Annotated in this window: 9 protein-coding genes; 3 read left to right on the top strand and 6 right to left on the bottom strand. The window is 58.7% G+C overall.

Features of this window, described 5'->3' with window-relative positions; translation table 11 throughout:
* Positions 1–5: 5 nt before the first annotated feature.
* The 4 genes from E5Q11_RS11370 to E5Q11_RS11355 form a co-directional block, all read right to left on the bottom strand.
* Positions 6–563, bottom strand: coding sequence for a hypothetical protein (locus tag E5Q11_RS11370; protein ID WP_135803551.1), 558 nt, complete (start codon positions 561–563; stop codon positions 6–8).
* Between the two features lie 11 nt (positions 564–574).
* Entirely contained in the window at positions 575–3,841 is a 3,267-nt protein-coding gene (locus tag E5Q11_RS11365) for a tetratricopeptide repeat protein (RefSeq protein WP_135803550.1), read from the bottom strand.
* 4 nt (positions 3,842–3,845) lie between these two features.
* Positions 3,846–6,608: an endo alpha-1,4 polygalactosaminidase gene (locus E5Q11_RS11360; RefSeq protein WP_135803549.1), complete on the bottom strand. Its 2,763-nt coding sequence runs from the start codon at positions 6,606–6,608 to the stop codon at positions 3,846–3,848.
* Between the two features lie 140 nt (positions 6,609–6,748).
* The gene (locus tag E5Q11_RS11355; RefSeq protein WP_135803548.1) at positions 6,749–7,480 is read right to left on the bottom strand and encodes a sulfite exporter TauE/SafE family protein; all 732 of its coding nucleotides are present in this window, start codon (positions 7,478–7,480) and stop codon (positions 6,749–6,751) included.
* Between the two features lie 142 nt (positions 7,481–7,622).
* Here E5Q11_RS11355 and rarD point away from each other — a divergent pair, with 142 nt between their 5' ends.
* On the top strand, positions 7,623–8,507 hold the full coding sequence (gene rarD, locus E5Q11_RS11350; protein ID WP_135803860.1) for an EamA family transporter RarD: 885 nt from the start codon (positions 7,623–7,625) through the stop codon (positions 8,505–8,507).
* Here the strand turns inward: rarD and E5Q11_RS11345 are convergent.
* Positions 8,504–8,863, bottom strand: a complete 360-nt coding sequence (locus E5Q11_RS11345) for a thiol-disulfide oxidoreductase DCC family protein (protein ID WP_135803547.1) — start codon at positions 8,861–8,863, stop codon at positions 8,504–8,506. The genes rarD and E5Q11_RS11345 overlap by 4 nt on opposite strands.
* A 241-nt stretch (positions 8,864–9,104) precedes the next feature.
* On the opposite strand from E5Q11_RS11345, the gene E5Q11_RS11340 reads away from it, so the two are divergent.
* Together E5Q11_RS11340 and E5Q11_RS11335 are read left to right on the top strand one after the other, a co-directional pair.
* Complete coding sequence (locus E5Q11_RS11340) at positions 9,105–10,118, top strand: TRAP transporter substrate-binding protein (protein ID WP_225315045.1); 1,014 nt, start codon at positions 9,105–9,107, stop codon at positions 10,116–10,118.
* 46 nt (positions 10,119–10,164) lie between these two features.
* Positions 10,165–12,438, top strand: coding sequence for a sensor domain-containing diguanylate cyclase (locus tag E5Q11_RS11335; RefSeq protein ID WP_135803545.1), 2,274 nt, complete (start codon positions 10,165–10,167; stop codon positions 12,436–12,438).
* Positions 12,439–12,447: 9 nt separating this feature from the next.
* Here E5Q11_RS11335 and E5Q11_RS11330 read toward each other — a convergent pair whose 3' ends face one another.
* Positions 12,448–12,888, bottom strand: a complete 441-nt coding sequence (locus E5Q11_RS11330) for a universal stress protein (RefSeq protein WP_135803544.1) — start codon at positions 12,886–12,888, stop codon at positions 12,448–12,450.
* Positions 12,889–12,907 lie beyond the last annotated feature (19 nt).

Raw genomic sequence — 12,907 nt, 5'->3', positions numbered from 1 at the left:
AGCGGCTATTGGTTAGTTACTGGCATGGCGTCGACCAGTTCGTCCAGCACCTTGTGGGCGGCCACGCTGACGCTTTCGCGGCCCCAGCCGGTGCGGGCCGCGGTGCCGGACCAGACCACCCGGTTATCGTCGGCACTGCGCACTTCCAGGGTGATGCCAACGGCAGGCTCGCCGTCCAGTCCGCTTTTATAGCGCCATTCTTCCACCGTGCCGGTGACCAGGTATTCGGCGCCATCATTACGGGCAGAATTCATGGCGGTCTGCTGGCGTTCGCTGCTTTCATACAGCAATGGATTACGGTCGTCCGGCAGATACAGGGTCACGTTGTCGCGGCCCTTGGCGCGCAGAATGGCAGAGACCACGCTGGCCGCCTGATCCCCAGCCTGGGGTGTCTGCGACAGGTTGATCAAAGGTAATACGGCAAACTGAGCATTGCCCGGTACCGGTGAGCCCTGCTGGCTCTGCATAACCGAACAGCCGGCCAGCAGCAGAAGCGATAGCCATAGTGGCAGTGATAGCGGTCGGGATAGCGAATGTGCCAGAAAGCGGCCCAGTGTTTTCATAACGGTCTCCTTTAGCGACCCAGATAAATCGTGTAGGTGAGATTGAATTCAGTCCGGCCTTCGCCGTCCAGCCCTTCGGATGATCGTCGCCCGGACAGCGCCAGTTCATCGTCGCCCAGAATGCGCCAGCCCAACCCGAGCTCTACCCCAACTTCCGCCGTTAAAGTAGATAGTACATAACCGGCGTCCAGTCCGAGAAATGCCCGGGGCGATGGTGTGGTGCGATAGAGCGCGTGTGGTTCGCCGTGGAACCAGCGGGTGCTGACGCCAATGCGTTCGTATTCGTCAGTCAACAGGCCACTGGTTGCAAGCGGCTGGTCCAGCGCTTCAAGGGTGGCGGCCGGCAGTTCGTCTTCCAGTGAAAGCTGCTGATTGCGATAGCCGGCGCTGACGGTCCAGGCCGGGTCATTGCGGAAGATGGTATAGGTGGCGTTCAGATCCAGCCCGTAGCCGTCTGCCAGGCGGTCGTTCTCCAGGCTGTTAATGGTCAGTTGTTCTACCTGCGCGTTCAGGTTCAGCCGGGAAAAGGGTGTGTAGCTGGTGTTCAGGTAAGCGCGATTGCGGCGTGTCAGCCACCAGGCTTCGGCGCTGTCGGTGGTGCGTTCCTGAAAATCATAGCCGGCGCCCAGACCGATTCGGTCGGTCCATTGCCGGTTATAGCTGGCGGCCAACGCCAGGTCGTCGGTCTCGTATCGGGGCAGGTGGCTGGCAGACAAGGACCAGATGCTGTTTCCGTCGCGCCGGTCCAGGGTAAGGGTCGCTTCGCTGCCGTGGTCGGGGGTGTCGTTAAGGCGGCCCGCCCCGTCTGCCTTTACGTTGCTGGCAGAGACTCGCCAACGGAATTCGTCATGGGCGAACTGCCCGGTGACCCCTGTGCGCTGAACGGTAAAATTACCCAGATTCCGCCAACGGGCGTCCATCTGGACAGCGCGGTTCATGGTCTGGTGGATATTCACGGTATCCCGGGTTAGCTGTTGGCTCTGTTCGGCCACCATCGGCCTGTTGATCTGCTCGATCTGTCTCAGATACCGATCAGCCAGTTGCGATCGGTTCTCCGGATCGTTGTACAGGCCTGCAACCTCAGGCCTGCTGGGAGGAGTGGGTTGCTGTTCCGACAGCAGCGCTGCCGCCTGTTCACGCAGATTTGCAGCGGTGCCAGGGGAGCCCGTCTGTTCCATCAGATTCGCAGTGGCAAGCAGCCATTGCGGGTCGTCACTTTTCGAGCTGAGGCCTTCACGGAACCAGTGAAGCGCCTGCCGTTGCTGGCCCAGCGCACTGTGGCCATAAGCCAGCACCGGCAGAGCCAGCGGGGATGGGTTGTCGCCAAGCCGTGCCAACAGGGCCTGGAGGGAATCGGCATATCGGTCTGCGTTGGCCAGCTTCAGCCAGGCCCAGCTGATCATCAGGCTTTCGTCATCCGGGGCCAGTTCCCAGGCGGTGCGATAGGCATCGTCGGCGGCACCGACCTGGCCGTTGCGTTGCTGGATCAGCCCCAGCAATGACCAGTAACGCGGGTTCTGCCGGGCATCGGGCACCTGGTCTTGCCAGCGATCAAGGGTGGTTTCCAGCTCCTGCCACTGTTCCAGGGCCAACTGATACTCAGCAACGGAGGCGAGATAGCTGGGGTCTCCGGTCTCCTGGTAACGGTTCTGGCTTAATTGCAGTGCCCGCGGGTAATCCTCGAAAAGCACGGCCAGGTTAAGCAGGGTTTCCTGAAGGGCTGGTGTCAGGTCGCTTTCGTCCCGGGCGAGGAGTCGGTCGTAGTCCTGGCGTAACAGATCGGTCCGACCGAGGGTTGTGGCCAACTGCAGCCGCATCGCCTGAACGGAGTCGGCCAGCTGTGGGTCCGCCGGTTCGAAATCCAGCACGGCCAGTGCCCGTTCCGGCTCCCGGGTGCGCCAGTAAAGTGAGGCAAGCTGTAAACGGTCAGCGTCGGAAATAGCCGGCTGCTTCTCTAACAGGCCTATCGCGGCAGGATAATCACGCAGGTTGATGAGCAGAGCCAGTAGACGTTCTTGCAGCGCCTCGGAGCGCGGGTACGCGATGCGGCCTTCCTCCAGTCGCGCTCTGGCCTGGTTGAACTGCCCGCCCCTTATCAGCGCGTCGGCCAGGGTGATGTAGCCGTCGGGCTGAAGTCGTTCCTGTTCGGCACCGGCGCTTAGCAATTCCAGCAGGGTATCCCACTGAAACAGGCCTCGCGCCAGGTCGATGGCGCGCTGGAAGGCCTGGCTGGAACCGGTTTCCCGATATAGCGCGACCCAGACGGGCAATGCCTGCTCCGGCCGATTATTCCATTCCAGTACCTGGGCGATGGTCTGCCGATCCTGGCGATTCAGTTTTCCGGGGGCACTCTGCAGGCGGCGAACCGTGTTCAGGGCGTCAGCGGTGTTACCGGCGGCAAGCTGGAAAGCCAGCAGCTCGCGCTGGTATTCGACATTGCCCGGATTATTGTCGGCCCGTTGTTGCACCCAGGCCGCTTCGTCGGTTGCGGAACCGGCCAGCCGGGCCAGCCGAATGCCCGTTGCCAATGCGTCCTCTGACAGATTCCTGACCGGCCACACCTGTTTGAAAAGCGCCAGTGCAGCTTCGGGGTTGCCGCTGGCGAGCTCAAGGCGAATCAGGTTATTGATATAGTCAACGCGATTGGCCGGGTCTACAGTTTCAAGGTGTGGCCGCAGCGTATCGGCGGCGGCACCGGGCCTTGCCTCGGCTTCCTGCAGCCGGGCGATTTCCCGGGCGAGCTGAAGTTGCTGTTGGGGGCTGGTCAACCGGTCTTCTGTGCTTTGCAGCAGCGACAGGTAACGGGGCTGGCTCATCCAGTCAGCCATGGGGGTTATCAGCTCGAGGATTCTGGTCGGCTCGAAGGGCTGGCGGACAAGCTTCTGGGCAGAGATGAATAGCTGGTCTTTCAGGGCTTCCCGGTCAGGACCCTCGGGCGCTGCGAACAGGCGTTCTGCCAGCAGCTCAAGGTGCAACTCGAGCGCTTCCTCTGATATCGGTTGCTGTTCAAGCAGAGGGGCAAGCACTTCGCTGGCCCTTGACGGCTGGCTGGTTGCGCCCAGTGCCCTGGCCAGACTGAGTCGCAGGGCCTCGTTGTCCGAGTCTGAACGAAGCAGTACTTCCAGATAGGCAATGGACAGGGCGTCCGGTTTCTCCAGGTAGCCCGGGTTTTCAAACACCGACTGCCGGGGAAACAGCAGATACAGGGCCAGCGCAATCAGCGCCCCCATCAGGATCAGCGCCGGCAGGCTAAAAAACGATTCGCGCCTACGACCCATAAGCCTACTGGCACTCCAGAGTCAGCTTGTCGATCCGTCGGGCGGGGAGTGTGATCCGCAGGTTGCTGCCATTGCGGGTCATCCGTGCCGCTGTGTTATCAATCCTGCACTGCGTGGTGCCTGCCAGGGAAAACTCTATGGCCTGATGACTGTTCAGACCCAGGGTGATCTGCCAGCGTCCACCTGAATCCTCACGTTTCCATTGGGTCAAGGTCCCGTTTGCCTGAACCAGCCGCGGACCTTCCGGAAGCTCTGATCTCAGGAACAGACGAGGCGCTACACCGGTCAGATGAACGTAGCGGTTGCCGGCAACATCGTGATAGCCCGCGACCCCCGTGCTTTTTTCCAGATCCGGATACTGGTCCTGGCCTATGGTGACGGTTCGCGGCTGCCCGATGCCACGCCAGCTCCAGGCCCCATTCTCGCTGCGCATCATCGCCGAGTAATACAGGGTCTGCACGCGTTTCGCATAGTCACTCAGATAGAGAGGAATGACAGGCTGGCTTGTGGCGTAGCGATAGACTTCATGCAGGGCATTCAGCGCCTCGGGCTTGGTGCCGGAATAGAAGTGGTAGTAAATGCCCATTGGTTTTACGCGGCCTTTTTCTTCCAGAATACGGAAGGTGTCGATCACGTCGCGGAAGCCGTAGAAGGGCCCGGTCCACTCATTGGTGTAGACGTTTTCATTCATTACCGGTGCGTACACCTGAAGTTCATCGCCCACGGGCCGCGCATCTGGCCAGGTTGCCGTCAGTTCTGACGCGTAGGGCAAGGGGCGGGTATTGCCGCCGTTGATGTTTACCAGCCCTGCCTCGCGAACCCGACGGAGGGCCTCGGTGCCGGGCCGGGCGTCACCGGTCCACAGGAAAACGGAAACGGGTTTGTCAGCCGGAGCCAGGCGCTGGTTGATGTAGCTGACGGAGCCACCGATCTCACGGGCAAGCGACGCCTGATAGTCGGGAATGTTCATAAAGTAGCCATACAGGGTGTTTTCCAGCCGGGGCGCGGGGCCACCTTCCATGGACTGCCAGAAGAAGGGGTGGCTGTAGGTGTGGGACGCCACTTCTACTGAATCCATCTGGAAAATGGATCGGGCGAGGCGTTCAGCGGCTTCGCTTGCGCCAGGGTAGAGTCCCCTGGGGGAGGTTTCCGCCTCGATCACCGAGACCGTATGGGGAATCTCATAGCGGGACAGAATCTCATCCTGAATGATTTCTGCGCTCAACGGACTACCCGGAAATTCGCCACGGGACACAAACCCGTCGCCATCAAGGTGCGCGGTCAGGATCCGGCGGCCATTTTCTGTGGTGGTATCAATGGCTGGCAGTTGCTGCCCGCCAAATGCCTGCCGGAAGAAAGCAAAAGGGTCGAACAGCCATAGGGCCTGATCGTCCGGGCCGGGTTCAAATATATAGGGCGCGGCGGCCACACCGCCACCGCTGTGGGTATAAACCGGGTCAAACTGCTGGTCCTGATCGTCAATGATGGTCAACCAGGGTGTGTGATTGCTTGCCTGAGGCATGGGGCGAGCGGTCAGTGAGGGCAGGCGTTTGCCTTCGTAGCTTCCCACCGATGCATGTCCCGTGCTGTAGGTCAGCGGCGCCACCGGCAGGGCGGGAATGCCTGAGGAGAGCACCCCAGCACATGAGGCATTGCCGGGCACCTGCCCCATCAGAACCACGGGCACGCCTTTCTGCTGTTGCTGGGCCAGCCAGTTGCACAGACCGCTCGGCCGATCCCCGGCTTCCCACCACACCAGGATACCAGCATAGCGATCATCCACTGGTTCCTGTGGCAGCGGGTTGAGGGATGAGTGATAGTGGGGCACATAGCCCGAACGCTCGAGCACAATGCCGGCGAAGCGGTGCGCCGCGCTGCGGTCCATATTGTGCTCAGGCAGATCATGAATCACCAGCAGGTGACGTTTGATCTGTGCGGGCTGCGATGGGCTTAGCCGTGTCAGTGACGGGTTGGCAACCCAGGGCACAAACCCTTCGTCTCGAAGTTGATCAGCCAGTTCACCGGCCCGGGCAGGATCCGCTACATAATCAATGGCGATCAATGGCATACCGGGTCGGGCTTCGCGCCAGCGTTTTAACTGCGAATCCAGCCACTGCCGGTCGTTGTCGGGAATCTGATAGTAGGTCCGGTTTTCGGCGTTATAGCCATTGCGCCAGGACTCCAGCGCCAGCCCATCAACCTGGTTCATAACGCTGTCTGGCAGGTGGAAGCCCCGGTTGAGAATAATTTTGCTTGCAGGATGGCGTTGGCGAATGGCTGAGATCAACTGCCGTTGGGCCTCGGCGAAGGCCCCGGTTTGTTCTGCGATATCAGGCGCCAGAACGAAGCTGTCCAGCGTATCCAGAAAGACGCCCTGAAAATCACGCTCGAAGGCCGGGTCGATCAGTTTGTCGAGCAGGAAGTTGCGCACCTCTGGCAGCCGCAGATCCAGCACCACACTGGACCAGGACGGGTTTTTGCCAATCAGCCATGACGGTTTCAAATCGCGGAAATATCGGTGGCTGCGGGCCATTTCGCCGATGCTGACGTAAGCGATGGGCAGGCTGCCGGCCTGATCTAGCAGGTCAATCCGCGCATCGCTTGCCTGATCCTGTTGCAGTACCACCCAGTCATAGGCCATCAGGCTGCCAATGGGCGCCTCGTTGCCGTAGTAGAAAGCAATATTGGGTTGCTGAACCGCGGCACTGCCCCATTGTGAAAGCAGCAACAGTGTCAGTGCAATTATCAGCTTTTGAGCTTTTGTCATTCAGAGCCAGAAGTAGATACAGCAACCGCTGGGGTGTGTATGCAGATTCGTTGATGGTGTTTTTACGCTCTCATCCTAGTATAGATGATGGTCGCCAGACACCAGTTTTTACGGGGATTTTTGCCGGGAAGGGCCAGACATCACAGTGACATCAACCCGCGCGCCAGCGCAGCCGTCCCTGCAACGGCTGCAATCGCCAGAATCAAAGGTCGCAGCCCGTCAAACGGCATGCGGTTGACCAGCTTCCCAGACAGCCAGAAGCCGGTCAGTACCCCCGGAAAAGTCACTGCAAACAGCTGTAGTTCCTGTTGTCCCAGATAGCCTGCCGCAACCAGCGCGGCCAGGCTGAAAAAGCTGGCGACCAGAAAAAAGGCGGACATGTTGGCCCTTACCAGGGGGCCTTTCTGGTTCTGGTAAATCATGGCAATGGGCGGACCACCGACAGCGGTAATGGTGCCCATATAGGTGGAGGCCGCTCCGGCCAGAATGCTGTTGCGGGCATTGAGCGCCGGGCGGATTCCCCCGACACTGAGCGCAACGCCGATCAGGATCAGGACGCCAAAGGCCAGCTCAAACCCCTTCGGCGAGATCAGCATCAGCGTTATCCAGGCCAGAACCGTCCCGCCGACTCCGCCGCCAATAGCAAACCGTACTTCGCGGACCTGCAGTGCGGCGCGGTTCCTCAAAAGCATGAACACCGTCAATACCGTTGCGTTGAGAACAAGTGGGGCAGGCACCAGGGCCGGGTTGATCAGGAACAGCAGCGGTGCTGCCAGAGTGCCGATACCGTAACCTGCTACGCCCTGCAAACAGGCGCCCGCCAGCAGGGCAAGATTGGCAAGGATGATCTGCAGCAGGGAGAGGTCAGTCACCGATAGATTACTCGACTAATTACTGAAAGGGGCAGGCAGTATAACGCCTGCTGTCCCCGATCCAATGTGCTAGATTGGTGCATCGGATAATGAGGAAGCTATGCAAACAAAAACGCCCGAAGCAGCGATACCCAGAGCCGCTATGCCCGAAGCTACAAAGGGCGTTCTGTTTGGCCTGTCCGCTTACACCCTCTGGGGGTGCTTTCCCCTGTATTTTGCCCTGTTTGCAGGCGTGCCCTCTTATGAAGTGCTGATTCACCGGGTTGTCTGGTCCTGCCTGTTTCTGGCCATTGTGGTGTCGGTCATGGGCCGATGGGCGCCGATTAAAGCGGCGCTTTCCGAGCCGAAGAACCTCGGGTTTGTGCTTGGTTGTGCGCTGTTCATCGGGCTTAACTGGGGTATCTATATCTATGCGGTGGAAAGCCGTCAGGTGCTTCAGGCCAGCCTCGGTTACTTTCTGACGCCACTGGTAAACGTTGCCCTTGGTCTGCTGGTTCTGCGAGAGAGTATTTCGCGCCTGCAGGCGGTGGCGGTTGTGCTGGCGGCGGTGGCCATTGTCTACCAGTTGGTTCTGCTGGGAGTCGTGCCTTGGATTTCGCTTTTATTGGCGTTCAGTTTTGGCACCTACGGCCTGCTGCGGAAAAAGGTGGCGCTGGATGGGCTGTCCGGGCTGTTCGTGGAAACGCTGCTGTTACTGCCTGTGGGACTGCTTGCCCTGGGCTGGTTGTCCATGATCGAACAATCACACTTCACCGATACCCCGGTCATGGCATTGTTACTTATGTCCAGTGGCATTGTAACCGCCATTCCCCTGCTGTTTTTCGCCGGTGCGGCCAGGCGGCTGAGGTTGTCGACCATCGGGTTCCTGATGTACGTCAACCCGACTCTGCAGTTTGTGCTGGCGCTGTTGGTGTTCAATGAACCCCTGAGTGATGAAAAACTGCTCAGTTTCGTGATGATCTGGCTGGCCCTGGGGCTTTACTCCTGGTCTGCCTGGCGGGGTCGGAAACCGCCTGAAAGAGTCTAGGATTCCACGCCACAGACACCGCATTCGTATTTGCGCTGGTAGCGACGATCCGCCCAGCGGGCATAGACCCTGGATGCCAGTGGGTAAACCATCGGCCACAGCAGGGGTTTGAAGATAAAGCCAAATCTGGTGTGTGACCAGGCTCTTACGGTTGCATGCAGCCCGATGACCCAGTCGCCTTCACCGGTTAGCAGATGCAGCCGGCGTAATAACGCTTCACGTTCCGGCAGAAGGCCTTTGCGGTTCTGCTGGGCATGAACGTCCGCAAAAATCAGATTGCCGGTTTCCAGTTTTTTGAGGGTTGCGATTTCCCTGGCACAAAGCGGGCATTGGCCATCGTAAAATAGCGTATCCATGATCGACTCCCGGCAGAATGGCTGCGCATTCTGATTCGCTGATGATTCAAGTGTATTCCGGGCTTTTTATACGCTGGAACTACTCATTTCGGATGCTTGAGGGCTCAAAATAGGGTAATTTCTGCGGTACACCTGCCGCTTCTGATTTCCGACCCCAAAAGGAGGGCGCCTAACGATGCCCAAACTGACCAGAATCCGTTTTTTGATTGCTGTTCTGGCTTTCACCTGCTCAATCACCGCAATGGCACAGGAAACCTATCGGCTCAAACTGGCTGAAACCTGGGGGCCCAATTCGCCCATTCTGGGCGAAACTACCCGCAATATGGCGGCGATGGCAGAGAAGATGTCGGCAGGCAGGCTGCAGATCCGCATTGATTCCTCCAACAAGCACAAAGCGCCTTTTGGTATCTTTGAGATGGTCAAAGCCGGCCAGTACGACATGGGGCACACCGCTTCTTACTATTACAAAGGGCTGATTCCGAACGCTATGTACTTTACTACAGTGCCGTTCGGCATGATCGCGCCGGAGCAGTACGCCTGGTTCTATTACGGCGACGGCATGGCGCTGATGGAGAAGGTCTATCGCCCCCACGGTCTGCTTTCTTTCCCGGGCGGGAACACCGGGAACCAGATGGGCGGCTGGTTCCGTGAACAGATAAACAGCCTGGAGGATCTTCAGGGCCTGAAAATGCGTACTCCGGGTTTTGCTGGTGAAGTCATGGCTGAACTGGGCGTGGCGGTCACTAATATTCCCCCCGGTGAGCTTTACACGGCACTGGAGCGCGGCACCATCGACGCTCTGGAGTGGGTAGGCCCGGCGCTTGACTTCCAGATGGGGTTCCACCAGATCGCCGAATATTATTATTCCGGCTGGCAGGAGCCTGGCGCGGAAGTGCAGTTTCTGATTAACGAAAAAACCTGGGCCAAGCTGCCAGAGGACCTGCAGGAAATCCTGCGCGTGTCCATGCGGACAGCGGCTTACGACATGTACGCACAGAGCACGCATCTGAGCGGTGAAGCCTGGGCCAGAATGAAGCAGGATTATCCCGAGGTGAGCCACGAAACCTTTCCGCCGGAAGTGATTGACGCCCTGCGTACGGCTACCAGGAAATTGCTGGCGGAAGCGGCGGAAGAAGACCCGCTGGCGAAAGAGATTATCAGTTCCCAGGCGGCCTATCTGGAGCAGGTCCGGCAGTGGACCAACATATCAGACCGGGCATACCTGAACACCGTGTCACCTGAGACAGGTGACTGAACTATACTTTGCACTATGTAAACTCAAGCGGCAGGTGTCGGAACCTATGCAGACATGGACTTGCTCATGTAGTGGGCGTCTGGCACTGGCAGTGCTTGTCTGTCTGTTTCTCTTTGCGCCTGCACATGCCAAGACGGATCTTGAATCCGGGTGGGAGTACCGCTGGGGTGACTCCCCGCCAGACAGCAAAGGGATGCCGGTGTGGATCAGGGGCGATGATCCGGAGCAATGGAGCGCTATTGGTTTTCCGTCCAATCCCCCTGACCGGCAGGGCCGCGATCAGGTCTGGTATCGGGTAAACCTGCCTGACGGCCCCTGGCGAGAACCCGTGCTGTACATCTACAGCGTGGACCTGATTGTGCAGGTCTGGCTGGATGGCGAACAGATCTATCAGTACGGCGAGTTTGACGAACATGGCCGGGGCCGATTTGAAGGGTGGCCATGGCATTCGATCCCCTTGCCTGATGGTTTTCAGGGCAAGGATATCTATTTCCGCATTTTCTCCAACTACACCGACATTGGTCTCTGGGGTGAAGTAGCGATCATGGAGCGGTCAGAGCTGACGCTCTTTATCCTGCAGAATTCTCTGAAAGCCCTGGTGATTGCCGGCTTTTCCGCGCTGATCGCGATACTTTCCATTATTTTTTCCCTGCTTCAGGCCCGCAAGAAGAGTTTTGCCAGCCTCGCCCTGTTTGCGATTTCGTCATCAGTGCTGCTGGTTGCCGAGAGTCAGGCACGCCAGCTTATCTGGAATGCGCCGCTGGCGTGGGACTATATGGCGGCCGGCTCTTATTTCATGCTGCCGGTGGCTATGGCGCTGCTTCTGGAGCAATGGTTTGAGGACCAGCGGCCCTGGCTGATCAACCTGGTCTGGAAAATCCATCTGGGCTATTTCGTTGTGGCCTTAACGCTGGCCGCGACGGGCCTGGTCAATCTGTCGTCCACCTTTCCGGTATTCGATGCGTTGCTGCTAGCGACCCTGACTACCATCACGATTCTGGTAGCACGGCGTTTCCGGCACCTGGCCCGGCAGCAACAGATGATTCTGCTGGCCTATGGTCTGTTTTGCACCCTGCTGGTTCTGGATATGGCGGTGGCGCACGGCTTCCTGCCCTGGTGGCGTGTTCCGGTCAGCCTCGGAGCACTGGCCTTTTCGCTGTCAGTGGTGGTTATCGCGCTGATTCATTACGCCAGTACCCAGGAGGCTCTGCATCAGTTGAATCTGTCTCTGGAACAGCAGGTGGCTGACCGTACCGCCCGGGCCGAGTCTCTGGCCAGGCGGGAACAGGCGCGGGTGCGGTTATTGACCTTTGAAAATGAAAAAACCCGGGTGCTGAACGATATCATTGCTGATCTACAGGACTGCATCAGCCTGAGCCAGACCTTCCCGGTACTGGCGCAGCGCCTGCCGGACCTGTGCAGCCCGATGAAAGGAATGCTTTACCAGCGGATTGAAAACGGCGCCGCCTATCGTCTGCTAAATCGCTGGGGCTATGCCGGTGAGCCACCGTCTCCTGGCCGCCTCGAGACGCCGGACGGCCCGCCCCCAAACAGTGATTTTGCGGCCCTGTTTCTGGAGGATGCGGACGTTTCCGATCAGGACCCTGCGGAAGCTGTGGCGGGAACCCTTTGCCTCTGGATCAATATTCAGACTGCCACGGACGGTTCAGTGCCCGTTGCCCTGTTGTTTGTCGAGGTGCCTGACGAAATCATCGAAAGCGAGTCCCAGTTCGGGACCGCGAAGCTGCTTCAGGCTCTTAAACAGGGCGTCCAGAAAATCGGTATTACCATTTCCGGCATCAATCTGCGGGAAGAACTTCAGAAATACTCCTACGAGGATGCCCTGACCGGCCTGAAAAACCGACGCTATTTTGATCAGCTCTTTGAACACGAGACCGCCGTGGCACTGCGCAGTGACAAGCCGCTGTCACTGCTGATGCTGGATATCGACCACTTCAAGCAGTTCAACGACGCCCACGGCCATGAAGCCGGGGATTCAGCATTGCGGAGTGTGGCCTCACTTCTTACCCGGCATTTCCGGGACAGCGACGTGGTATGCCGATTCGGCGGGGAGGAATTCGTGGTGATCATGGCGGGGACGGATCTGCGGGCAGCGCTGGATAAAGCATCGGAGCTGGTCAGAGAGATAAGAGCCTATCCGATTGTCCATCGCGGTCAGGAACTGGTGGGGGTTACTTTGTCTGTGGGGGTATCAAGCTGGCCGGAATGTACAGAAACGCCCGACAGCCTGTTGGGTCAGGCTGACCGGGCGCTGTATCGTGCCAAGGAAGCAGGGCGGGATCGGGTGGAAGTCGACTGACGGGCCGTCCTAAACCACCAGGACCGGGCACTTTGCCTTGGAGGCAACCCGGTGAGAAACACTGCCTAGCAGCATGCCGTCCTTGTCGCTGTGGGTACCCCGGGAGCCAACCACGATCAGGTCTGCTTCCTTGTCTTTGGCAAACTTGATGATGACCGTGGACGGGCGCCCGGCCTTGACGAACCCGCGGATTTTCACCGCGCCCTTCTCCTTTGCCTTTTCCTTGGCATGGTTAACAATTCCTTTCGCGTAGTCTGACAGCACCTTATCCGGTATATCCATTCCCTCTGGGCGCCCGATCGATAGCGACGCCTCGAACAGACTGTGATGCTTGTAAACACAGAGCAGATAGATTTCCGCGTCCGTGAGCTTCTGTAGCTCGATGGCCTTGTCCATGGCCTTGAATGAGGAAAGGGAACCATCAACCGCCACCAGAATCCGTTTGAACATGTTGTTCTCCTTTTTGTTC

The organism is Marinobacter confluentis (genome assembly GCF_004785685.1).
GTDB lineage: Bacteria > Pseudomonadota > Gammaproteobacteria > Pseudomonadales > Oleiphilaceae > Marinobacter > Marinobacter confluentis.
The sequence above is the reverse complement of the archived record's forward strand: the minus strand, read 5'-3'. Positions and strand labels throughout refer to the sequence as shown.